The 22,137-nt window shown below is 63.2% G+C and carries 18 protein-coding genes; 6 read left to right on the forward strand and 12 right to left on the reverse strand.

The features are described 5' to 3' along the window. The first annotated feature begins 385 nt into the window (after positions 1 to 385). The 3 genes from MBTS_RS08410 (at position 386) to MBTS_RS08420 (ending at position 2,290) form a co-directional block, all read left to right on the forward strand. Positions 386 to 799: an NADH:ubiquinone oxidoreductase subunit NDUFA12 gene (locus tag MBTS_RS08410; protein ID WP_056145673.1), complete on the forward strand. Its 414-nt coding sequence runs from the start codon at positions 386 to 388 to the stop codon at positions 797 to 799. 233 nt (positions 800 to 1,032) lie between these two features. Beyond that, on the forward strand, positions 1,033 to 1,629 hold the full coding sequence (locus MBTS_RS08415) for a DUF2155 domain-containing protein (RefSeq protein WP_238253835.1): 597 nt from the start codon (positions 1,033 to 1,035) through the stop codon (positions 1,627 to 1,629). A gap of 28 nt (positions 1,630 to 1,657) precedes the next feature. Beyond that, complete coding sequence (locus MBTS_RS08420; protein WP_192215404.1) at positions 1,658 to 2,290, forward strand: LysE family translocator; 633 nt, start codon at positions 1,658 to 1,660, stop codon at positions 2,288 to 2,290. Positions 2,291 to 2,303: 13 nt separating this feature from the next. Here MBTS_RS08420 and aat read toward each other — a convergent pair whose 3' ends face one another. The 6 genes from aat to MBTS_RS08450 all read right to left on the reverse strand — a co-directional run bounded on the left by aat (position 2,304) and on the right by MBTS_RS08450 (position 7,564). Further along, positions 2,304 to 2,984 carry a leucyl/phenylalanyl-tRNA--protein transferase gene (gene aat / locus MBTS_RS08425; RefSeq protein WP_192215420.1) on the reverse strand — a complete coding sequence of 227 codons (681 nt, stop codon included), beginning with the start codon at positions 2,982 to 2,984 and terminating at the stop codon, positions 2,304 to 2,306. Between the two features lie 123 nt (positions 2,985 to 3,107). After that, on the reverse strand, positions 3,108 to 3,413 hold the full coding sequence (locus MBTS_RS08430) for a hypothetical protein (protein WP_198290830.1): 306 nt from the start codon (positions 3,411 to 3,413) through the stop codon (positions 3,108 to 3,110). An 852-nt stretch (positions 3,414 to 4,265) separates the two neighbouring features. Next, a complete protein-coding gene (gene accC, locus MBTS_RS08435) occupies positions 4,266 to 5,627 on the reverse strand; it encodes an acetyl-CoA carboxylase biotin carboxylase subunit (protein ID WP_056145690.1) in 1,362 nt (453 codons plus the stop codon). An 11-nt stretch (positions 5,628 to 5,638) separates the two neighbouring features. Further along, a complete protein-coding gene (gene accB, locus MBTS_RS08440; protein ID WP_192215405.1) occupies positions 5,639 to 6,124 on the reverse strand; it encodes an acetyl-CoA carboxylase biotin carboxyl carrier protein in 486 nt (161 codons plus the stop codon). A 20-nt stretch (positions 6,125 to 6,144) separates the two neighbouring features. Next, entirely contained in the window at positions 6,145 to 6,642 is a 498-nt protein-coding gene (aroQ, locus tag MBTS_RS08445; protein WP_018044714.1) for a type II 3-dehydroquinate dehydratase, read from the reverse strand. A gap of 112 nt (positions 6,643 to 6,754) precedes the next feature. Further along, complete coding sequence (locus MBTS_RS08450) at positions 6,755 to 7,564, reverse strand: DsbA family protein (RefSeq protein ID WP_056145693.1); 810 nt, start codon at positions 7,562 to 7,564, stop codon at positions 6,755 to 6,757. 185 nt (positions 7,565 to 7,749) lie between these two features. On the opposite strand from MBTS_RS08450, the gene MBTS_RS08455 reads away from it, so the two are divergent. Next, positions 7,750 to 8,940 carry a pyridoxal phosphate-dependent aminotransferase gene (locus MBTS_RS08455; protein WP_192215406.1) on the forward strand — a complete coding sequence of 397 codons (1,191 nt, stop codon included), beginning with the start codon at positions 7,750 to 7,752 and terminating at the stop codon, positions 8,938 to 8,940. A gap of 73 nt (positions 8,941 to 9,013) precedes the next feature. Here MBTS_RS08455 and MBTS_RS23730 read toward each other — a convergent pair whose 3' ends face one another. The 3 genes from MBTS_RS23730 to MBTS_RS08465 form a co-directional block, all read right to left on the reverse strand. Next, positions 9,014 to 9,529, reverse strand: a complete 516-nt coding sequence (locus MBTS_RS23730; RefSeq protein WP_238253822.1) for a hypothetical protein — start codon at positions 9,527 to 9,529, stop codon at positions 9,014 to 9,016. A 90-nt stretch (positions 9,530 to 9,619) separates the two neighbouring features. Then, on the reverse strand, positions 9,620 to 9,988 hold the full coding sequence (locus MBTS_RS23735; RefSeq protein WP_238253820.1) for a TorF family putative porin: 369 nt from the start codon (positions 9,986 to 9,988) through the stop codon (positions 9,620 to 9,622). A gap of 474 nt (positions 9,989 to 10,462) precedes the next feature. Then, positions 10,463 to 13,468, reverse strand: a complete 3,006-nt coding sequence (locus tag MBTS_RS08465; RefSeq protein ID WP_192215407.1) for an Rne/Rng family ribonuclease — start codon at positions 13,466 to 13,468, stop codon at positions 10,463 to 10,465. A gap of 770 nt (positions 13,469 to 14,238) precedes the next feature. Here MBTS_RS08465 and MBTS_RS08470 point away from each other — a divergent pair. After that, positions 14,239 to 15,513, forward strand: a complete 1,275-nt coding sequence (locus MBTS_RS08470) for an N-acetylmuramoyl-L-alanine amidase (RefSeq protein ID WP_056145701.1) — start codon at positions 14,239 to 14,241, stop codon at positions 15,511 to 15,513. Between the two features lie 173 nt (positions 15,514 to 15,686). Next, on the forward strand, positions 15,687 to 18,107 hold the full coding sequence (locus MBTS_RS08475; protein WP_056145706.1) for a penicillin-binding protein 1A: 2,421 nt from the start codon (positions 15,687 to 15,689) through the stop codon (positions 18,105 to 18,107). Between the two features lie 180 nt (positions 18,108 to 18,287). Here MBTS_RS08475 and MBTS_RS08480 read toward each other — a convergent pair whose 3' ends face one another. From MBTS_RS08480 to MBTS_RS08490, 3 genes are all read right to left on the reverse strand, one after another. Next, complete coding sequence (locus tag MBTS_RS08480) at positions 18,288 to 20,375, reverse strand: TonB-dependent receptor family protein (RefSeq protein WP_147832810.1); 2,088 nt, start codon at positions 20,373 to 20,375, stop codon at positions 18,288 to 18,290. A gap of 136 nt (positions 20,376 to 20,511) precedes the next feature. After that, the gene (locus MBTS_RS08485) at positions 20,512 to 21,513 is read right to left on the reverse strand and encodes a DUF1775 domain-containing protein (protein ID WP_147832811.1); all 1,002 of its coding nucleotides are present in this window, start codon (positions 21,511 to 21,513) and stop codon (positions 20,512 to 20,514) included. Between the two features lie 42 nt (positions 21,514 to 21,555). Next, a complete protein-coding gene (locus MBTS_RS08490; protein ID WP_238253819.1) occupies positions 21,556 to 21,897 on the reverse strand; it encodes a hypothetical protein in 342 nt (113 codons plus the stop codon). Positions 21,898 to 22,137: the final 240 nt, after the last annotated feature.

Here is a 22,137-nt window from a genome sequence, read left to right on the forward strand (position 1 = left end):
GTCCCGGCGACCTTCGAAAGCTATCTCGGACACGCCCTCCACGTCAACAACTTGTGTGTGCCGGCTACGTTCCGCGCTATATGTTGTGGTGCTTCGGTAAAACCTGTGGATATCGCGGCGGCGGCGATAAGTGCTGTTTTCCATTGCGGGAATCCGGCTGGAAAATTTCTGCGTTCACAGGGTGGACGCCGCCTCGGCCATGTAAGCTTTTGGTTAAGGCGCGTTGGCTGTGTGATTCCCGCCGCACCGCCCCAGGAGCCTGATCGCTGATCGCGCGCCGATGGCTGTCCCCGGTCCGACTCGCGCTGGACTTCGTGCCGGCCCCTGACCATAGTCCGGCCATCGAAGGACGGGCGGTCGCGCCGGTCCGGTTCAGGCAAGTGCGATGGCTCTCAAGGACACGCTTCTGCGGATCTTCACATGGTGGAACGGGCAGACCATGTCGCTCGCCGTCATGACGGCCCGTCACGGCCAGCTGGTCGGCAAAGACGATTTCGGAAACACCTATTACAAGGCCATCGGACCGCTGATCGACCGCTCGGTCGGGACGGAGCGTCGCTGGGTCGTCTATAACGGCTATGCCGATGCATCGAAGGTCCCGCCCGGCTGGCGCGGCTGGCTCTGCCATAACGGTGACGTTCCTCCGAGTGAGGAGAGCTACACCCCGCGCGAGTGGCAGAAGCCGCATGTGGAGAATCTCACCGGAACCAGCGCGGCGTACCGTCCGAAGGGATCCCAACTCAATCCGGGCAACAACGTCGTGACGGGTGGTGACTACGCGGCCTGGAGCCCGGAATAGCGCTTCGCCGAATGAGAGCGGCCGCCGACGCCGGATCCAGCACCCATGATCGGGCCGCCCTTTTTACACCATGCTTGGCCTGTCTATCGGTGCATGACATCGCGACCGCCCTGGCTTAGGGCAGACGCCTCTTCGTCCCGCGCCGGGTAAGCCGCATGCTCGTTCACCGCAATCTGCATCTCGCCATCAGAGCCGGCCTTCTGTTCGCGGGCGCCGCGGCGCTCGGCCTGCCGATGACGGGCCATGCCCTCGCCGACAAGATCAAGAACCCGACCGCGGTGTTCTCCGGCCTCGACAAGATCACGGGGCGGATCGTGTCGTTCGAAGTCGCGGTGGACGAGACCGTTCAGTTCGGCGCACTGCAGATGACCCCGCGCGTCTGCTACAGCCGGCCGCCCACCGAGAGCCCAAAGACCACGGCCTTCCTCGAAGTCGACGAGGTAACCCTCGACAACAAGTACCGCCGCATCTTCACCGGCTGGATGTTCGCGGCGAGCCCCGGGCTGCATGCGATCGAGCATCCGATCTACGATGTGTGGCTCGTGGATTGCAAAGGTGGCAACGACATCATCGCCGAGGCCCGCGAGCAGGAAGACGTGCCTGCCATGGCGTCGAAGCCGGAGAAGACCAAGCGCCAGCGGAACTCGGACCCGACGCGTACGGCCCAACAGGTCAACCCGAACGGGCAGGTCGATGTGGAGGCGCCGCGCGGAGTTCCGGTGCAGCCGAAGCAGAAGCCATCGCGGAAATTCTTCCCGACCAACGAAGGCCCGGCGCCCGCGCCGCCGCCTCAGCAGCCGCAATCGATCTTCGACGCCATCTTCCGGTAGGATCGGCCGAGCAACCGAGTTTTGCTTCATGCCCGATGCCGTCACCCTTCTGGCTTTCGCGGGCGTTTCCCTCGGGATGGTGCTGACGCCAGGGCCGAACATGGCCTATTTGGTCTCCCGCGCGATCTGCCAGGGCCGCGGGGCGGCGCTGGTCTCCCTCGGCGGGGTCGCGCTGGGCTTCGTCGTCTACATGCTCTGTGCCGCCTTCGGCATCACCGCTCTGATCCTGGCGATCCCCTACGCATACGATGCACTAAGACTGACTGGCGCCCTCTATCTCGGTTACCTTGCCTGGCAGGCGCTGAAGCCTGGTGGCCGCTCACCGTTCGAGGTGAGCCGGCTCGCCCCCGATAGCCGGAAGCGGCTCTTCGCCATGGGCTTCCTCACCAACCTCCTCAATCCGAAGATCGCGATGCTCTATCTCGCGCTCCTGCCGCAATTCGTGACACCCACGGGCGGCTCGGTGCTGGGACAGACACTGATGCTGGGCTCCGTCCAGATCGCGATCAGCGTCGCGGTGAATACGCTGATCGCGTTGGCGGCAGGATCGATCGCCGTCTTTCTGTCGCGCAATCCCAGATGGCTGAAAGCCCAGCGCTGGATCATGGGCGGCGTTCTCGGAAGTCTCGCCCTGCGCATGGCGCTCGACAGAACCCGCTAACGCGTACCGCGATTCATGTCTGCCGAGCGATCGAGGTGAGCACCTCCTCGCCACTCACGGCCCGCTCCTTCGGCCAGACATCCCAGACCGCTTCCTCAGCGATCGCCTCCGCAAGCCGTCGTTTGTAGACATGGCGCGGCACTTCCTCCGCTCCGAACTGGATCAGATGGTCCGTGACGAACTGCGTATCGGCGAGGCGATATCCACCCATCCGCAACCTCGCCATCAGATGGACAAGGGCAACCTTCGATGCATCGCGGGAGACGTGGAACATGCTCTCGCCGAAGAATGCCGCTCCGAGCGATACGCCGTAGAGTCCGCCGACGATCCGTCCCTCCGCATAGACTTCGATCGTATGGGCATGGCCGGCATCATAGAGGGCACGGTAGAGTTCTCGGATACGTGCGTTGATCCAGGTCTTCTCCCCGTCGCCTCGAGGAGCAGCGCAGCCGGCGATCACGCTATCGAATTCGAAATCTGTCCGAACCTCAAAACGGTTGGACCTTATTGTACGGGCGAGCCGACGTGAGACGTGGAAACGGTCGATCGGCAGAACTCCGCGTGCTTTCGGCTCGACCCAATAGATGGTCGGATCATCGGCATCTTCCGCCATGGGAAAGATTCCGGCGGCATAGGCCTTCAGCAAGATCTGCGGAGTGATGTCCACGCGGTCGCCGTCGTGGTCGTGCTGCATGATGACCAATGTGACGCTTCGGACGTACGAAAGCCAGAGGGCGGACGCATCACCCAGCGTCGCGCCCAACGAAAAACGGCGGAGCTTTCGCTCCGCCGTCTCGTCTTGTGAAAAGGATCAATTTCAGAATTCGGGACCGCCCGAAGTCGTACCGAGATTGGGGTTGGAACGCTGGTTCTGCTCGGCATTGCCGCCCTTCGCGGAATCCTCGAACACCGCCTCGCGGTTCGAAATGAAGGGGCGGCTACGAACGCTGCCGGTATCCTCGACATCGACGCGACCTTCGGCATCACGATAGGTGCCGTCGGCTTGCGTGCCGGTCATCGGGACGATGCGGTCGGGCGCACCGATATATGCGGATGGTGACTGGGCGAAGGCGGCGGTGGCGCTCAGTGAGGCGGCCAACACGGCGATGGTCAGGGTGCGCATGAATATCTCGATTGTCATAAGGGTGATCGGCCTCTCGGTAGCTGCCTGCTGATGTCAGAAAAGGCGCTTTCCGGGCCGGGCTGGTCGGATAAGCTCTGTCGTCGCCAGGCGTTCCCCTTGTAGTGAGCCGGCAATGTGTCGCATCTCAATGGGGGTAAAAACAAACATCAAAAGCTCCGTGCTTCTAAATGGGCATTAAAGGCAGCAAATTCTTCTCTCATAGGGCACTTCGAATTATTCTTTTGGATGAGAATACCAATAAGTGTCGAGTACGGAGAGAAACGAAACATCCGCTCGTTGTAACAATTCGCACGGTTAAAAAGCTGTCTTTTCTGCTGGTCAAAACAAAGCAGCCTGCCTCTTGGGGCAGGCTGCTCTAAATCAAGCAAAGGGAAAGCGCTGCGATTAGCGCGCCGGACCGCCGGAAGTGGAACCGGTATTGGCTCCCATGCCCTTGTTGGTCTGATCGGAATTTCCGCCTTTTGCCGAATCGACTGCGCCGGCTCCTGGGGACATCCCATTCTCGCCAATGGGACGGCTCGTGCTGCCGGTGGCCGGCGGCATATCCCGGGTGGACGGATTGTCGAGCGGACCACCCGTCGTCGTGCCGGCCTGTGGCACAGTCCGCTCCGGCTGCGAGACGTTGCCTGAGGGTGACTGCGCCAAGGCCGGGGAGGCTGCGAGAAGCAGGGCAGCGACGGTAAGCTTTGCAATGCGCATGACGTTCGTCCTTCTGGGTTCGTGCTCCCACTGCGCCGGGCGGTCACCCTGGATTGCGAGCAATGAGAAACTTCTTATCCAGAGAACGAGCTTTAAGCGGAGCAGTTCCTCTCAGCCGTTTGTCGGCGTCATTCAGGTCGTCGTCTCCGAGAGGCCACCGCCTTCGAGGAAGCTCTCCAGCCAATGGATGTCGTAGGCCCCCGCGAGGACCTCCGGATTTCGTACCAGCGTTCGGAACAGCGGAAGCGTCGTGTCGACGCCGGCGACCACGAATTCGTCGAGGGCGCGACGCAGGCGCATGAGGCATTCATGTCGGGTACGCCCGTGAACGATGAGTTTCCCGATCAGCGAATCGTAGTTCGGCGGGATGCGATACCCCTGATAGGCGGCAGAATCGACGCGTACACCGAGCCCGCCGGGCGGATGGAAGTAGGTAATGAGCCCAGGCGATGGACGGAAGGTAGCCGGATGCTCGGCATTGATCCGGCACTCGATGGCATGACCCGTGACCTTGATGTCCTCCTGCGTTACCGAGAGGGGCAGGCCAGCGGCCACACGGATTTGCTCGGACACGAGATCCACCCCGGTGATCATCTCCGTTACCGGATGCTCCACCTGGATGCGGGTATTCATCTCGATGAAGTAGAACCGCCCGTCCTCGTAGAGAAACTCGACCGTTCCGGCGCCGATATATTGCAGCTCCTGCATCGCCCGAGCGCAGATACCGCCGATTTCAGCACGGGTCGCCTCGTCGATCACCGGCGATCCGCCTTCCTCCCAGACTTTCTGGTGACGTCGCTGGAGCGAGCAATCGCGCTCGGCTAGGTGGACTGCCTTGCCGCGACCATCGCCCAGAACCTGAACTTCGATGTGCCGCGGCTTCTCGAGATATTTTTCGAGATAGACGGCATCGTCACCGAACGCCGCTTTCGCTTCGGTGCGCGCCATGTCGAGGGCTTGTTCGAGATCGGCCTCCGTACGCGCCACCTTCATGCCGCGGCCACCGCCACCGGAAGCGGCCTTCACCAGAACAGGATATCCGATCTCCGCCGCGATTCGCTTGGCCTCGACCGGATCGTCGACACCGCCCTCAGAGCCGGGCACACAAGGAATACCGAGCCGCTTGGCTGTGCGCTTGGCCTCGATCTTGTCGCCCATGATGCGGATATGCTCGGCCTTGGGACCGATGAAGCCGATATTGTGATGGGCCAGCACTTCGGCGAAGCGCGCATTCTCCGACAGAAATCCGTAGCCCGGATGCACCGCATCCGCGCCGGTGATCTCACAGGCGGCGATGATCGAGGGAATGTTGAGGTAGCTGTCCCTGGCCGAGGGCGGACCGATACAGACACTCTCGTCGGCGAGCCGCACATGCATGGCATCGGCATCCGCAGTCGAATGCACCGCCACGGTGGCGATCCCGAGTTCCTTGGCCGCGCGCAGGACGCGCAGGGCGATCTCGCCACGATTGGCGATCAGGATCTTTTCGAACATGGGGGGCGCTATCACTCGATGACGAGGAGAGGTTCGCCGAACTCGACCGGCTGACCATCCTCGAAGAAGATCGCGGTCACCGTTCCGGCGCGGGGCGCGACGATCTCGTTGAAGGTCTTCATCGCCTCGATCAGAAGCAGTTTCTCGCCTGCCGCCACCTGGGAGCCGATATCGACGAAGGCCTTTGCATCTGGCGAGGGCCGGCGATACGCGGTGCCGACCATGGGGGAGGGCACGGCGCCCGGATGACCGGCCCCGGCCTTGGCGCGCTCGCCAGCGGCGCCGGAGCCCGGCACGGGCAGTCCCGCCGCAGCGGGGGCGGCCGCCGCCACGGCAGGTGCGGGTGCCGCAACTTGGACATGCACGGGCTCAATCCGGCGGACCACGCGGATACGCAGGTCACCCTTTTCCACTTCGATTTCGGTCAGATCCGTCTCGGTCACGAGTTTGGCGAGTTCGCGAACGAGCTCGGGATCGAAAGGTTCGTTCTTAGGCATCGGCACCTTGGCCATTCCGGTCAGTCTTGAGAGTTGGCGTCCGACGAAGCGTCGGACAAGAGCGAGGGGAGAGAGGGCAGACGGGACTGGAGCAGCCGCACCAGGGCTTCCAGGCCCAGACCGTAACTGTGCGGACCGAAACCGCAGATAACTCCGGCACAGACCGGGGCGATGAGCGAGACATGCCGGAAAGCTTCCCGCGCATGCACGTTCGAGAGATGCACTTCGACCGCAATCGCGCCGCTACCGGCAATAGCATCGCGCAAGGCCACGGATGTATGGGTATAGGCAGCGGCGTTGATGAGCACGCCGGCGCCGGCAAGGCCCGCATCCTGCACGAAACCGACCAGTTCGCCCTCGTGATTGGTCTGACGCACGGTCAGCGCTACGCCGAGAGTGTCCGCGCGCGCACGAAGGTCACGCTCGATGTCATCGAGCGTCGCGGTCCCGTAGATGCCGGGCTCACGGCGACCGAGAAGGTTCAGGTTCGGTCCATGAAGGACGTGGATCGGGATCATGATATCGCGTTCGAAGCGCCGGCTGTGCCAAGCGGTCGGGGCAGTGGTCGTAGACGATCGTTCCGGATAGCGACAGGCGCAGGCCGGAACAATCGCCGAGGAGCATAAGCCTTCAGCAACTCGCGTGGCCGCACTGGCGGATGTCACCGATAGTCTTACGGATCGGGTCGACACCGACAGCGCCGGGGATGATCTCATCGCCGATGATAAAAGCGGGCGTACCGGAAAGGCCGAGCTTGTCACCGAGGCCGACATTCTCCGCCAGCGCTGCCTTCACCTCCGCTCCCTGTGCATCCTTCTGCAGCTTGGCGATATCGAGACCCATATCCTTGGCCAAGGCGATCGCACGCTCGCCGTTGACCCGGCCCTTGCTCTCCAGCAGCTTGACGTGGAACTCGAACAGCTTGTCACCCTTGAGCTGCTGCTTGGCCGCCAGCGAAATCTTGCTGGCTTCGAGAGATTCCGCGCCGAGGACGGGGAAATCCTTCAGAACCACGCGCAGCTTGGGATCGCCTTTCACCAGCGTCTGGATGTCGGCGAGTGCCTTGCGGCAATAACCGCAATTGTAGTCGAAGAACTCCACAAGAGTGACATCGCCGGTCGGGTTGCCGACCACGACGCCGTGAGGTGAGTTGACCAGAGCCTCACGGGATTCCTTCAGCGCGGCGGATTGTGCCAGCTTCTGTGTTTCCTGCTGGCGCCGCTCACCCTCGGCGATGGCCTCCTGCAGGACATCGGGATTCTTGACGAGGTAATCCTTGATGATCGCCTCAATCGCCTGGCGCTGCACATCGGTGAAGGCCGCAGCCGCGGTCGGGGCCGTTTGCGCGGGAGCCGGGGCCTGCGCGACAGCGCTCGAAACGCCGGAAGCGAGCGCGCCGACGAGGGCAACGGACGAAAGAAGGTGGCGAAGCAGGCGCATTGATCCTCGCGGGGTCGCGTCCCGTCGGCCGTGGTCAGGCGCGGGACAACCGGTCGTTAGCCACCGGGTTAGGCGTTTTCGCGGCGGCGGGTCAATTGTTCGCCCGCCCCGCCAGCTCCCGCGCGGTAGGCGCGGAACGGATCGGTGGCCTGGAAGGGGAGGGCGCAGGAGAGTAAACCAGCGCCATGACACCAGCCGACGATCGCTCTGACATCAGCATTTCCGCCAAAACCTCTCTCCGCGCGAGTCGCGTGGCGCCCTTCCTTGCCATGGACATCATGGCGGCCGCCGCGATCCGCGACAAACAGGGCGACGGCGTGATCCATATGGAAATTGGGCAACCCTCTGCTCCTGCGCCGCGCCGCGTGATCGAGGCCGCGCAACGCGCTCTGGAAACCGGCAGGCTGCCATATACCGATGCCTGCGGAATCCCGGCTCTCCGCGAGCGCATCGCCCGGTCCTATCGCGACACCTACGGCGTCGCTGTGGCCCCCGACCGGATCGTCGTCACCACCGGCTCCTCGGCCGGCTTCGTGCTGGCTTTTCTCAGCCTGTTCGATGCCGGAGCGCGCATAGCGGTGCCACAGCCAGGCTATCCCGCCTATCGCAGCATACTCCACGCATTGGACCTCGTTCCCGCACCCATGATCCTGCGGGAGGACGACCGCTTCGCTCCGACCAGCGAGGCTTTGCGCGCCCTCCATCGCCGCGAGGCCCTCTCCGGGATACTGGTGATGAGCCCGGCCAATCCGTCGGGCACGGTCATCGAGCCTGCCCGTCTCGCGGAGCTCTGTGCCACGGCTCGAGATCTTGGGCTGCCCTTCATCTCCGACGAAATCTATCACGGACTCAGCTACGGAATTCCCGCCGAGACCGCGCTGAAATTCGATCCCAACGCCATCGTCATCAATTCGTTCTCGAAGACCTTTTGCATGACCGGCTGGCGCATCGGCTGGATGGTTGTCCCGCCCTGGCTGGTCAGGCCCGTCGAGCGTTTGGCGCAGAACCTCTACATCTCGGCCCCCTACCTCTCGCAGGTCGCCGCACTGGCGGCTTTCGACGCGACGGAAGAGGCAGAGACGATCCGCCTCGGCTACGCCGCGAACCGGGCGTTGCTGCTCGACGCGTTTCCCTCCCTCGGCCTGGGGCGGACACATCCGGCCGATGGTGCCTTCTATCTCTACGCTGATGTCGCAGGCCTCACCGACGACGCATCATCCTTCTGCCGCCGGATGCTGGAACAGGCGGGGGTAGCCGCGACCCCTGGGCTCGATTTCGACGCTGCCGAGGGAGGCCACCATGTGCGGTTCTCCTTCGCGGGATCCGAAGGGGATTGCGTGGAAGCCGTGCGGCGCCTGAAGTCGTGGCTTGGGTGATGTCTCGCCCATCGACAGAAAAATGGCCCCGGATCGCTCCGGGGTCCTCCGTTCTAGTCGCTCGGCTCCGCGCTTAGCGGAACAGGTTCAGGAACCCGCCCGGCTCGGCATAGATGCCCGGTGCCGCCGTGGATGTCTGGAAGGTGATCGAACCGATCACCGCATCGCCGCACCATTTCGAAATTCCGCCATTGGTCACCTGGCGGAAGTCACCACTGAAGGCGGCGCACTCGGCCTTGGTCAGATCGGTATCATGGTAGCGTACGTCGAGAACGATGTTCTTGTAGGTGTAGGACAGGCCGACGTTCCCATAGAGGTAGCTCGGCAGGTTGAATGAAGTGAACCGCCCGATATCCGCATTGAATCCGGTAGCCGAGTTCTTTGCGGCGCCAAGAAAGAAGTAGCCGAGCTCGGACAACAGCGAGAACCCGCCCGCATAAGACTCCGGCAGGAACGGGAACAGCGATGCCGGCAATGTGTAAGCGGCCGTTCCGGACGCATAGGTACTGATCGCGTGCGTACCGAAGAAATTCGGTGAAAAGAACACGTTCGTGCCCAGCGTCAGCGAATCTGTCGCGGTGTAGAGCATCTTACCGGCGGCTTCGTAAAAGTCCGAGTTCTTCGTCGAAAACGCCGTGCCGCCCGGCAGGATGACCTGCTGCTAGTTGGGATAAAAATACTACAGGACGCCGAGATCGAAGGCGAACTTTCCGAAGGTCGGGCGAATACCGGCGATCAGATCAAACTCCATGTCCGGCCGGGTGGGAAGGCGGGTCTGATAGGTGGCGAAGCCCGCATAGGCGAAGTTGTTCAGGAACTGGGCTTCGAAAAACGTCTGATAGCTTCCCTGCAGGTTCGATTGCGACACGCCGCGGAAGTTATAGTCCGTCTGATAGCGCGAGCCGAAAGAGAAGCCGATGAGTGGGTCGGCGGCCTTCGCCTCGACCGGCATGGCTTTGGGAACGGACAGATCGGTAGCAATCGCCGGTGATAGAGCGACACCCGCAAGTGTACCGAACGCCAGCAATGATGTGTACAAACGGCGCATGGCCCGATCCTTTTATTGATGGCCGCTAGGGTTGTGACAACATAAACCCTCTTTCAAAGAGATTCCCCAGTCTTCCAGGCCGACTTGAAAACACTCCGGCCGTCTCGCGACGGCGAAGACAGCAGGATAACAACCGTCCTTTCCGACGTCGTATACTTTGTCTTCAAATCCTGCTCGACCGTAAGCGATCATGGCTTCGGAAAAAATTGCTTTGCTGAAAAATTCCCAATCAATCACATATTATTATTTTAGAAATTGGTTTTTTTACTCACTGAAGGCAGTCAGAACAATATTTATAATGACAATGCACAACAGTTATCATTCGGCCATGGAAATCTGCCCGCGGACGCGGTCTCTCGATCCGTCAAAGGTCGTTGCCTCGCCCACTGACCTCGAAGCGACAAACGAAACGGGCCGCATCCTGTCTGGATGCGGCCCGCTCGAACGTTGGGATAGGCGTTATCGGGAGTTGGACTAATCGCCCGTGAGCGCGGCCTTGGTCCGCGACCACCATCCGGCGCGCTTCGGACGATCCGGATCGATTGGCGTTAGCACGACTGCTACCGGCTCGGGGGCCGGAGTTGCAGCCGGAACCGGCTCCGTCGCGGCAATATCCGAATCCACCGTATCGCTGACCAACGCCTCCGGAGCTGCCGCCTCAGCGGCAGGTATCGAAGGCTCTTCAGCGACCGGGAGGTCTACCGAAACGGGTGCGGGTGCCGTTTCCGACGCCTCCTGAGGCAGGCCGGTCGAAACCTGAGCAACCTCTTCGAAGGAGGCCGACACGGCCTGCTGCTCTTCGCCATTCTCGCGCGGGCGACCTTCTGTGCGGTCACGACCGCGTCCGCCTCGGCGTCCACGACGACGACGGCGACCGGCCCCCTCGTCGTCGGACAAGTCGGACCGAGGTGTTGCCTCGCCGTCCCGGACATCTGCTACGACGAGCTCATCGCCGTCATTCTCTCCAACCCGTCCATCCGAATCTTCGCCGGTTTGATCGTCGTTGTCCCGGCTCTCGCTGTCGGTCTCGTCGTCGCCGGACTGCTCGTCTTCGCCGGTCGCGTGATCCCCCGACGATTCGCCGGTCTCGTGGCGACCACCACGCCGCCGCCGACGCCGACGACGACCGCCCGATCGGCCTTCGCCATTGCCTTCACTCGACTTCTCGCGCGGTGCCTCCGGCTCGACCGGTTCGGCCTCAGCCTCGAGGATGGCCTCTTCCTCATCGTCGCCGTCGATATCCTCGTCGGCATCGAGCTGAGGCGAGATCGCCACGGCGCGGACCCCGGTTACGGGACCCTCGCTCCTGATCGCCAACTCACCTCGATCGAGCTGGAACGCCGATGTCGCGGCCAGCCGCTCGTCCGCGGCAATGGTCACGGTGACGCCAAAGCGGATTTCCAGTTCGCGCAGATGCGCACGCTTCTGGTTCAGGATGTAGAGCGCCGCCTCCGTGCGGGTGCGAAGGATGAGATTGTGTGTCGTGCTCTTGAGAAGCGACTCCTCGATGGCGCGCAGGATCTGAAGGGCCACCGAGGCGGTGGCGCGGACATATCCCGAGCCACCGCAATGGACGCAGGGGAGCGACGAGCTCTCCAGCATGCCGGTGCGGATGCGCTGGCGGCTCATTTCGAGCAGACCGAAGGGCGAGATGCGGCCGACCTGAATGCGTGCGCGATCGTTTTTCAGGCAATCGTTGAGCTTCTTCTCGACCGCGCGGTTGTTGCGCTTCTCTTCCATGTCGATGAAGTCGATCACGACGAGACCAGCGAGATCGCGCAGGCGAAGCTGGCGGGCGACCTCTTCGGCCGCCTCCAGATTGGTGCGGAGTGCCGTGTCCTCAATGTCGTGCTCGCGGGTCGAGCGGCCCGAATTGACGTCGATGGAAACCAGGGCTTCGGTCGGGTTGATGACGAGGTAGCCGCCTGACTTCAGCGTCACATGCGTCGAGAACATCGCATCGAGCTGTTGCTCGACTCCGTGGCGCGCGAAAATCGGCGTCGGGTCGCGATAGGGCTGCACCACTTTGGACTGGCCCGGCATCAGCATGCGCATGAAGTCGCGGGCCTCGCGGTACGCCTCGTCGCCCGCCACAAGGATGTCGTCGATATCCTTGTTGTAGAGGTCGCGGATGGCGCGCTTGATGAGCGAACCTTCCTCGTAGACCAGGGCCGGCGCAGAGGAGGACAGCGTCAACTCACGCACGCTTTCCCAGAGGCGCATGAGATATTCGAAGTCGCGCTTGATCTCCGGCTTGGTCCGGGACGCACCGGCAGTGCGCAAGATCACGCCCATGCCTTCCGGAACCTCAAGATCCTGGGCGACTTCCTTGAGGCGCTTGCGGTCGGCCGCCGAGGTGATCTTACGCGAGATGCCGCCGCCACGGCCGGTATTGGGCATCAGCACCGAGTAGCGGCCAGCCAGCGACAGATACGTGGTCAGTGCCGCGCCCTTGGTGCCACGCTCCTCCTTGACGACCTGTACCAGGATGATCTGGCGGCGCTTGATCACCTCCTGAATCTTGTAGTGGCGGCGATAGGTACGGGGGCGCTCGGGGATCTCGGCCAGAGCGTCGCCGTTACCGCCGACCTGGGCGATCTTGTGCTCGCCATCCTCACCATCATGCTCGTCGTCCGAATCCTCGTCGTCGGATTCGTCCTCCTCGTCGTCCGAATCGTCGTCCTCGTCCGATTCATCTTCGTCGGTCTCTTCGTCCTCGTCGGTTTCGTCTTCGAGAACGGGGGCATCGGGATGCCCCTCGGCGACTGGTTCCGCCACGTCCACTTGGGCCGGCGCCGCTTCTTCGAGCGCAGATGAGGTCGCCTTTACCGGTGCGGAGACTTCGCCTTCGAGGGAAGCGGGCGGCAGATCGGACGATTCATCCGAGCCGGGCTCGATGCCGATGGCCTCGGACGGGACGACATCCGCAGGGGCGGCCTCGTCATTGACGCTCACGTCGCCGTCGAGCTCGCCGGCGGTCTTTGATACGATGGGATGCTCACCGGATTCGTTGCTGGGCGGTGCCGAGGCCTGACCCGACTGCTCCTCTGCAAGACCTACCTCGACGGTCTCCGAAACGTCTTCGGCACTCACTGTCTCGCTGGTCTTGGCGGATGCAGCCTCTGCACGGCGCCCACGCGAACGGCGGCGCGGCTTGCGCTCCTCGCGTTCGCGGTGCTCCTCGGCGTCCCGCGCCTCGTCTTCCAGCAACGCCTGACGATCGGCGAGGGGGATCTGATAATAGTCGGGATGAATCTCGCTGAAGGCGAGGAAACCGTGGCGGTTGCCGCCATACTCGATGAAGGCTGCTTGGAGCGAAGGCTCCACGCGCGTCACTTTGGCAAGGTAGATGTTGCCACGAAGCTGACGCCGATTGGCCGCCTCGAAGTCGAACTCCTCGACCCTAGACCCGTGGACCGTGACGACCCGGGTTTCCTCCGGGTGCATCGCATCGATGAGCATCTTGTTGTTGTTGGCCATGACGGACTTTCATGGCGATCGACGTCGTCCTTCTGCAGCCGAACTGTCCCGGCGAAGCGCTGCCCGATTCCGGCCCATCGGGCGTCGGGGGGAGCGCACGCCCAGGCCCGACGATGCGGGCCAGGGGGGCTTTGGGGAAGGGATTGCCGTCAACCGCCGCTAGGCGCCGGTGATCGGCGCGCGTGGGGTTGAACATGGCCAGGGCCGACGGCGAACCGGCGCCACGCGAAACGCGTACGCTTTGAACACGAGCAACGGCAACCGATGCTGTGCGTCCGTCCATCCGCTCCCTGACCTCACGAAGACTTTGAGACCGTGCAAATGCCGGCCGCTGATTTCCAGAACGGCGACTTGGCGAAACGATCGCCGCATGCACCGGTACCCACCCGAATTCAAAAACGCCGACGGACTTGACGCGGAGAGCCGACTGCGAGGCGACACGGCGACTGGCCAGGACGCTCTCGCGGGCCGCGAATGAGACCGCACGACACCCGGGGAGGGACAGTACCATTACAGATCGTCGCGGGCGCTTGGCAAGCAGCAAGAGCATGCCGCCACAACTTTGACGCCTTGGCGCCCAGGCGGGCATCCGGTTCGGTCCTGTCGCCCCACACCAACATCCAGGCTGCTTCGCCATCCGGCCGGAGAGGAACGGTTAACCATCCCGGCCGTATCCCTTATCGAACACTCGCGCTTCCCAAGGCCCCTCGGTTCCGGAAGTCTGTTGGTTCCAACGGCCCCCTGGTTTCAGGACAACGACTGCCGGATCGATGCCGCCTCTCGCTCGCCTGCTGCGCCACGCAATTGTCCTATCCGCCCTCGCGATGGCTGTTCCGGTCGTGGCCCAGGACGACATCCGGACGAATCCGACAGTATCCGGGCAACAATCGGCCGTCGCCATCGCGGCGGACCTCTCCACCGGTGCGGGCGGATCGACCAAGCTGACCCTCACATTGTCGAAATCGATCGAGGCGCGCACCTTTGTCATGGAGCGGCCCGACCGGGTCGTCATCGATCTTACGGAAGTGAACTTTCAACTCGCACCTGACACCGGACGACGCCGCGAAGGGTTGGTCTCTTCCTTCCGATACGGCCTGTTCGCTCCGGGTCGCTCGCGCATCGTCGTCGACCTTGCTCAGCCGGCCACAGTCGGGCGCATCGAAACGACGACGCGCATGCGAGACGGCGCCATCCTCCTCTCGATAGAGTTCCAGCGGGCCGACCGCGACACCTTCCGTCGCGCCGCTGTGGCAAACGACCCGTCACCTCCGGCCCGCAAGGAAGCCATGGCAGAACCGAGTGATTCCCGGCCGTTGATCATGATCGATGCCGGGCATGGCGGCATCGATCCAGGCGCCATCGCTGCCTCGGGCATCTTCGAAAAGGACATCGTGTTTGGCTTCGCCCAGGCCCTCGTCGGTAAGCTCGAAGCGTCCGGCCGCTACAGGGTGCGGATGACACGTGATCGCGACGTGTTCGTTCCTCTGGCCGAGCGCGTGCGAATCGCCCGCGAGGCCAGCGCCGATCTCTTCGTCTCGATCCATGCTGATTCCATCTCGTCGGCCCCGCAAGTGCGCGGCGCGACGATCTATACTGGCTCCGAAAAGGCCACGGACGCCGAATCGGCCAAGCTCGCAGAGCGTGAGAACAAGGCGGATTCGACCGCCGGCACAGATTCCGGCCAAGGTCCCGGCCACATCGCCGACATCCTCCAGGAACTCACTTTGCGCGAGACGCGCACCTTCTCGTCGGGCTTCGCCAAGGGTCTTATGTCCTATCTCAGCCCCGTCATGGAGCTGAGCAACAAACCGCATCGTGAAGCGGGTTTCGTGGTCCTGCGTTCGCCGGACGTGCCGTCAGTGCTGGTGGAGCTCGGCTACCTGTCGAGCAAGCGCGACCTCGACCTGCTGCAGTCCGAAGCCTGGCGCGCCGATGTCACAGGCGGGATGGCGAAGGCCATTGACGCATTTTTTGCTAACCGTACTTCCCTGACACGGCCGGTGCCGCCGCGCCGCTCTGCGGCAATCGCCCCAGTTTCACCATAGATACGGTGTGAAACCGGGGCTCACGGCGCCCCGGCTCGGAATAGGCCTCTCACGCCTTCCGAACGATAGCGGGTCGTCGCGTCATTCTTGCCTTTCCGGGACGATTGAGGTCTCGGTCATCCTCGCCTCTCGGCCGGACCGGCAGCGGCAGATCATCGACGGACGGGACCCGGATGCGCTTCATCCTTCGTTTCTTCGGCTTCCTGTTCAGCATCGGGGCGATGTTGTTCGTGCTGCTGTCGGCAGCCGGCGCGTATTTCTATTACACCTACAGTCAGGATCTGCCCGATCACGCCGCCCTCGCCAATTATGAGCCGCCGGTGATGAGCCGCGTCCACGCAGCGGATGGCAGCCTGCTCGCAGAATATGCCAACGAGCGCCGGCTCTACCTGCCGATCCAGGCGATGCCGAAGATCGTCGTGGCCGCCTTCCTCTCGGCCGAGGACAAGAACTTCTACAAGCATGGCGGCATCGACCCCGAGGGGGTCGTGCGGGCGATCTTGACCAACGCCAAGAGTGGCAAGAAGCAGGGCGCCTCGACCATCACCCAGCAGGTGGCGAAAAACTTCTTGCTCACCAACGAGCAGACCTTCGACCGCAAGATCAAAGAGGCATTGATCGCCCTGCGGATCGAGTCGGCCTACTCCAAGGACAAGATCCTCGAGCTCTACCTCAACGAAATCTTCCTCGGCACCATCGTGCCCGGCCGCAACCTGCACGGGGTCGCCGCCGCCGCACTCGATTATTTCGGCAAGTCCGTCCACGAGCTGACGATCAACGAGGCTGCCTATCTGGCCGCGCTGCCGAAAGGCCCCAACAACTATCACCCCTATCGTCAGACCCAGAAGGCCCTCGACCGACGCAACGAGATCATCGGCCTTATGGCCGTGAACGGCTACATCACGAAGGAAGAAGGAGAAGCCGCGCGTAAGATGCCGCTCGGCGTCAACCCGCGCGTCGCCTTCGCCAACGCCGCCAATGCCAACTACTTCACGGAAGAGGTTCGCCGCGAGATCACGGAACGCTACGGCGAAAAGAAGCTCTATGAGGGCGGGCTCTCCGTGCGCGCCACCCTAGATCCGAAGATGCAGGCCTGGGCGCGCAAGGCGCTCGTGGATGGCCTGATCCGTTACGATCAATCTCACGGATGGCGGGGAGCTCAGGCGAAGGTCGATCTCGTCGGCCGCGATTGGGGTCTCGCCGTTGCCGAAGTGCCGGGCCTCGGTGACGTCCAACCTTGGCGTCTCGCCGTCGTCCTGAGCACGACGGGAGGCGTTGCTCAGATCGGCTTGCAGCCCCGCCGCGAGGCATCCGGTCAAGTCTCGAAGGAGCGTGAGACCGGCACTATCGCCGCCGACGGCACCCGCTGGACCGGACGCTCGCCATCGGCAGCGCTCAATGCCGGCGATGTCATCTATGTCGAGGCCATCGACGGGGGGCGCGGACAGTACCGGCTGCGCCAGCGTCCGGAGGTCTCCGGCGCCATCGTCGCCATGGACCCCTATACCGGACGCGTCCACGCCATGGTCGGGGGATTCTCCTATGACGAGAGCCAGTTCAACCGTGCGACGCAGGCCCAGCGTCAGCCGGGCTCGTCGTTCAAGCCGATCGTCTACTCGGCCGCCCTCGACAACGGTTACACGCCGTCTTCGATCGTACAGGACTCGCCGATCACCATTGAGGCCGGTCCCGGCCAGGAAGCGTGGTCTCCGTCGAACTACGACGGCAAGGCGGGCGGCCCGCATACGCTCCGCTACGGGATCGAGCATTCGAAGAACCTGATGACCGTGCGGCTGGCCAAGGATGTCGGCATGCCGCTCATCGCCGAATACGCCCGCCGCTTCGGTGTCTACGACGATATGCTCCCCGTCCTGCCGATGTCGCTCGGGGCGGGCGAAACGACCGTCATGCGCATGGTCACCGCCTATTCCATGCTGGCCAATGGCGGCCGCCGTATTCGCCCGACCCTCATCGACCGCATCCAGGATCGTGTCGGCGAAACCATCTACAAGCACGACAACCGAAAGTGTCTCGGCTGCGACGCTGAAAAGTGGTCCGGCCAGGACGAGCCGAAGCTGGTGGATGATTCGGAGCAGGTCCTCGATCCACTCACTGCCTACCAGATGGTCTCGATCATGGAGGGCGTCGTCCAGCGCGGCACCGCGACATTGCTGAAGCAGATCGGCAAGCCGCTCGCCGGCAAGACCGGCACGACGAACGATGCCAAGGACGCGTGGTTCGTCGGCTTCTCGCCGGACCTCGCGGTCGGGGTCTATATCGGCTTCGACAAGCCGCGCTCGCTCGGCGACCGCGCAACCGGTGGCGGTCTCGCGGCGCCTGTGGCCCTCGACTTCCTGAAACAGGCCCTTAAGGACAAGCCGCCGACACCGTTCCGTGTGCCGCCCGGCATCAAGCTAATCCGCGTCAACGTCGCCTCCGGCATGCGCGCCGGCTCCGGGGAAGGCTCCGGTACGATTCTCGAGGCGTTCAAGCCGGGCACCGCCCCGCCCGACGCCTACGTCGCGGCGCCGGCCGCTCCCGCCGCCGTACCGGCGGACGCCGACCGTGCGGCACAGGCTGGTGGATTGTACTGAGAGCGAGCTCCGCGGGGATCCCATTCCGGGTCATCGGGCGCTGACTGCGCTCGATGACCCAAAAGCCGCAGGAAGCCGAAGCGTTCATGGAGCCGGCAACGAGGAAGTGAGAACCCGTCTCGGTCCGGCCTTGCGCCCCATCCGATCAGGCGGTTTTGCCGGGTGATGGGAACGCCCCCCTCAAAAGGAAGCTCGCACGCCCCCGAAGAAGCTGCGACCGACGCCAGGGTAGAAGGCGGTCGGATTGCCGCCCATCGTCACTGCGTTGTTCACCACCGCCACGTCAGAGACGTAACGTGTATCGGCGAGATTGCGGGCGTCGAGGAACAGCGACACCCCATTCGAGAAGTCGATGCCGGTTTGGACGTTGATCAGGGTGTAGCCAGGCACCTGCAGGGTGTTGGCATGATCCGAGAAGGCGCCTCGCGGCACCCAATCCACCGAAGGGCTGAGGTGAAAGCCGCTCGGGTGGGTATAGGTGACGACGCTGCGCAGCACGTCTTGAGGGATGCCGGCGATTTGATTGTCGCCAAAGACCGGATCGCCGACGAACCGGAAATCGTTATGCGTCCAGACCTGCGACGCCGAGACTCGGTCGCCGACCCCGGTGAGGTCACGGATGATGTCGAGGGAAACGGCCGCCTCGACGCCCTGGTGGATCGTGCGCGGCGAATTGAAAGTCGCCGCAGGGATGTTGCGACCCGGATCGACAGAAAAGTTGATGAGCTCGTCCCGGACTTCCGAGCGATAGAGCGTCACGTCCCATGCGAGGCGGTCAAGGCGGCCACGTGTGCCAGCCTCGTAGGTCCAGGCCCGCTGGGCCTGAAGCGGCACGAATTGCGTCGTCGTCCCAATCGTCTGTGTCAGGTCAGTGAAGTCCGGCACGTCGCGGGAGCGGGTGATGTCCGCGAAAACTTGGATGTCGGGCAGCGGCTGCCAGATCAGTCCGAGCTTCGGGTTGATCCCCTGATAGGTCCGGTTGTCGAATTTCACCGCCGGGTTTGGGCCGAAGCCGCCCTTATCGCTATAGGTCCGGTTCGAGGAGAACGCCTTCGCCCCGGTCATCAAGGCGACATCCGGCAGGAACCAGAACCGGTTCTCGCCATAGGCCTCGTAGTTCGATGAGCTCTGAAGCGCGTTCAGAGTCTGCGCTCCGCGCTGTCCGGCGACGTTTTGGAACTGCAGCGCCGAGTTCTGACCGGCGAAGGCACGAAGGCCGAGGATCGTGTCGTTGCGGTATCCGCCGATGTCGAAGGTGCCGGCCCAATGCGGGGAGATGCCGTAGGTCCAGCCGTCTTGGTCGATGACCTGGAAGATCGGGTGATAGAGCGATTTGTGGATCGCCCAGGTGTCGATATCGAGCTTGCCCACATCGAGGGCGAACGACGTGCGATTGGCCACCCGCTCCGTCTCGACTTTGCGCGACTGGTTGCCCGAAATGGCGCTCGGATTGGCCATGGTCGGGTTGTTAAGCGCGTCCCAGAGTCTGAGCGTTCCGGGCAGCTTCTGATCGGTGAGGTAGATGCCGACGTAGAACCGCGTCTCGACACCGGGTGCGAGCCGGTAGCCGACATTGGCGTTGAAATTCTGGGTCCGCTGGGTTTCGTGGTCGCGAAAACCATCGGAATTGGTCAGCGTGCCACTGATGAGGAAATCGACTGGGCCGGAGATCCGCGAGAACTGGAAGTGCTCTCGGATAGTGCCAAAGCTGCCGCCATCGACGCGCAGGATGTTTGGCGCGAAGGCCGTCTGGGCAGTGGGCGTGATAAAGTTGATTGCGCCGCCCAGGGTCGTCGCACCGAAGGTGAGCGCGTTGCCACCCTTATAGACTTCGACAGAGCGCAGAGCGAGCGGATCAATCTGGTAGAAGTCACCGCTGCCGTCCGCCGAGTTCACCGGGATTCCATCCTGCAGCAGTTCCAATCCACGCAGATGGAAGCCGCGCGAAATGCCCGAGCCGCGCACCGACAGGCGCATTTCCTGACCGTAGCGCTGCTGCACGAACACGCCGGGCGTGTCCTTCAGGACGTCGCGTAGGGTATTGGCGTAGCGATTCTGGAAGTCCTTGGCATCGACGAAAGCCACCGAACCGACAGTAGCGTTCACCGCAGCCCGCTGTGCGGCAACACTCGGCACGGTGAGTGAACCGGGCGTTGTCCCTTGAACGCTAAGCTCGGGCAGTTCTGCATTCGCCACGCCCTGAGCGAAGGCGGATGTGGAGGAGAGGAGGATGAGCGCGAACGCCCCCGGAAGACGTGACGACGGCATGGCAGGGAGCTCCGGATCCCGCGCCATGAAACACTCCGCCCCATCGAGGCAGAGGAGCGGCGGGTCCTGAAAGAGAAAGGGAGTGCGCGCGATTGGCGAAACCGCCAAAGCGCGAAGCCGGTCCGGAATCGGACGCTCAGTGCTGGTGTTGTCCGGCCGCCGGTTCGCTTGCTGCAGGCGCGTTCGGTGCCCTGGCGCCAATGGGCGCGACGGCGAAGGTGACCGGTACGGTCCCCGCGCGCTCGAACACCAAGTTCCCCGAGATCGGTTCGCCTACTTTTGGCGATGCCTTCAGCCCCTCGAACATCAGGTGATAGCTGCCGGGCTTTAACTCCACGGTCTCGCCGGGCTTCAGCACGAGTCCGCCTTCCACCACGGCCATCTTCATCACCCCGCCATCCATCGTCATGGAATGGATCGACCCGGATGCAGCGATGGGGATGGAAGCGGAGATCAACTTATCCGCCAGTTTGCCGGTATTACTGATTCGGACATATCCACCAGCGACGGTGGCGCCGCCGGGCGTGGCGCGCATCCACGGCGTATCGATGGTGAGGTCGCCGGCCTTGTTCTGGCCCGAGGAGGATGACGCCGCGCGCGACGGTGCCAGGGCCTGAGCCGCGACGATGGTGACGCCCGGTGCGGGGGATTTCAGCGCATGGGCGTCCTGCCCCGGCGCGGGGATGTCTCTCCAGCGATGATTGCCATTCGTGCAATCCTGCTCGACCGGGAAGTACACGGTCTCGCCGGGTGCGAACGCATCGGAGATGCGGGCAAGGAAGGTGAACTCGTCGACCTGATCGTCCGGCAATTGGCCACCACTCCAGGTGATGGTCTTCACCCCATTGGAAATGTCGCCGTGATAATAGGGATAGGGCTTGGCGTAGGGTCCTCTTTCCGTTGTCACACTCCAGCCCGGCTTCGGCATCGGCTTAGCGCCGATGACACCCTCAGGAATCGTGACGCTCACCCGATTGGTCGGTTCGCCGTTGCACCCATGGGTGACTTGGAGCACGCCGCGATAGCTCGCGTTCGCGCTTGCCTCCTTCCGCTCCATCGTGGCGTGAGAGAAGGCAGCGCCGGTAGGGAGGGTGACGAGGAGCGCCGCGGCAAGCTCCGACCACAAGATCCGTTTCATGATGAATGTCCGTATCTGAAGGAATCGAGGTATCGAATCGCTTCAGGCGGCGGGTGGACCTCGCGGATGGGGGATAGAACCCGGTGGCCCGCGTGCACCGAGGTCGGCTACGTCGCGCCAGATCAGATGGATGACGGATGTGGCCGGCCAGACGATCGCGCTGGACGCGAGCACCGGTTGATCAGCTGAAACGGTTGCGACTGCCGACGTGCAGCAAAGCTTGTGGCCGACGTGGGACGAACCGTCTGGCTGCTGCGCGGCAAGATCGCCATCCATCAGGCCAGAACAGATCGGATCGGCATGACCAGCCGCGGGGAGTGGCATCAGAGTCGCAAGGAAGACCTGCAGCACGAACGCATAGAGCGCGATCACCGCCGTGATCACGCGCCCGCCGCCCGCCGCTGAAACTCCCGACATCATACCTCCAGCGCTTACCCCAACGGACATAATCCCGCCATACCGTCGACGAGGCGTGGCGCCGTGATGTTGCATGTGCGCTGCAGTACAGGACAAGCCGCGATTTAATCTGACGGCGCCACATTCTAGCCCGGACCGCATGACTTCTTAACCGTGCCCCGACACGTTCGCGGCACAGGACTTTCGGTGGCCGTTCTCAATCACGGC

This window comes from Methylobacterium bullatum (assembly GCF_014845095.1).
Taxonomy (GTDB): domain Bacteria; phylum Pseudomonadota; class Alphaproteobacteria; order Rhizobiales; family Beijerinckiaceae; genus Methylobacterium; species Methylobacterium bullatum.

Excerpts from the sequence above, each read along its gene's own strand:
- MBTS_RS23735 (WP_238253820.1), bottom strand. The coding sequence starts at position 9,988 with ATGCGCCGTTTGTACACATCATTGCTGGCGTTCGGTACACTTGCGGGT.
- MBTS_RS08475 (WP_056145706.1), top strand. The coding sequence starts at position 15,687 with ATGCGCTTCATCCTTCGTTTCTTCGGCTTCCTGTTCAGCATCGGGGCG.
- MBTS_RS08470 (WP_056145701.1), top strand. The coding sequence starts at position 14,239 with ATGCCGCCTCTCGCTCGCCTGCTGCGCCACGCAATTGTCCTATCCGCC.
- MBTS_RS08465 (WP_192215407.1), bottom strand. The coding sequence starts at position 13,468 with ATGGCCAACAACAACAAGATGCTCATCGATGCGATGCACCCGGAGGAA.
- MBTS_RS08415 (WP_238253835.1), top strand. The coding sequence starts at position 1,033 with ATGACGGGCCATGCCCTCGCCGACAAGATCAAGAACCCGACCGCGGTG.
- MBTS_RS08455 (WP_192215406.1), top strand. The coding sequence starts at position 7,750 with ATGACACCAGCCGACGATCGCTCTGACATCAGCATTTCCGCCAAAACC.
- accC (WP_056145690.1), bottom strand. The coding sequence starts at position 5,627 with ATGTTCGAAAAGATCCTGATCGCCAATCGTGGCGAGATCGCCCTGCGC.
- MBTS_RS08410 (WP_056145673.1), top strand. The coding sequence starts at position 386 with ATGGCTCTCAAGGACACGCTTCTGCGGATCTTCACATGGTGGAACGGG.
- aat (WP_192215420.1), bottom strand. The coding sequence starts at position 2,984 with ATGCAGCACGACCACGACGGCGACCGCGTGGACATCACTCCGCAGATC.
- MBTS_RS08420 (WP_192215404.1), top strand. The coding sequence starts at position 1,658 with ATGCCCGATGCCGTCACCCTTCTGGCTTTCGCGGGCGTTTCCCTCGGG.
- aroQ (WP_018044714.1), bottom strand. The coding sequence starts at position 6,642 with ATGATCCCGATCCACGTCCTTCATGGACCGAACCTGAACCTTCTCGGT.
- MBTS_RS08430 (WP_198290830.1), bottom strand. The coding sequence starts at position 3,413 with ATGCGCACCCTGACCATCGCCGTGTTGGCCGCCTCACTGAGCGCCACC.
- MBTS_RS08485 (WP_147832811.1), bottom strand. The coding sequence starts at position 21,513 with ATGAAACGGATCTTGTGGTCGGAGCTTGCCGCGGCGCTCCTCGTCACC.
- accB (WP_192215405.1), bottom strand. The coding sequence starts at position 6,124 with ATGCCTAAGAACGAACCTTTCGATCCCGAGCTCGTTCGCGAACTCGCC.
- MBTS_RS08450 (WP_056145693.1), bottom strand. The coding sequence starts at position 7,564 with ATGCGCCTGCTTCGCCACCTTCTTTCGTCCGTTGCCCTCGTCGGCGCG.
- MBTS_RS23730 (WP_238253822.1), bottom strand. The coding sequence starts at position 9,529 with ATGCTCTACACCGCGACAGATTCGCTGACGCTGGGCACGAACGTGTTC.
- MBTS_RS08480 (WP_147832810.1), bottom strand. The coding sequence starts at position 20,375 with ATGCCGTCGTCACGTCTTCCGGGGGCGTTCGCGCTCATCCTCCTCTCC.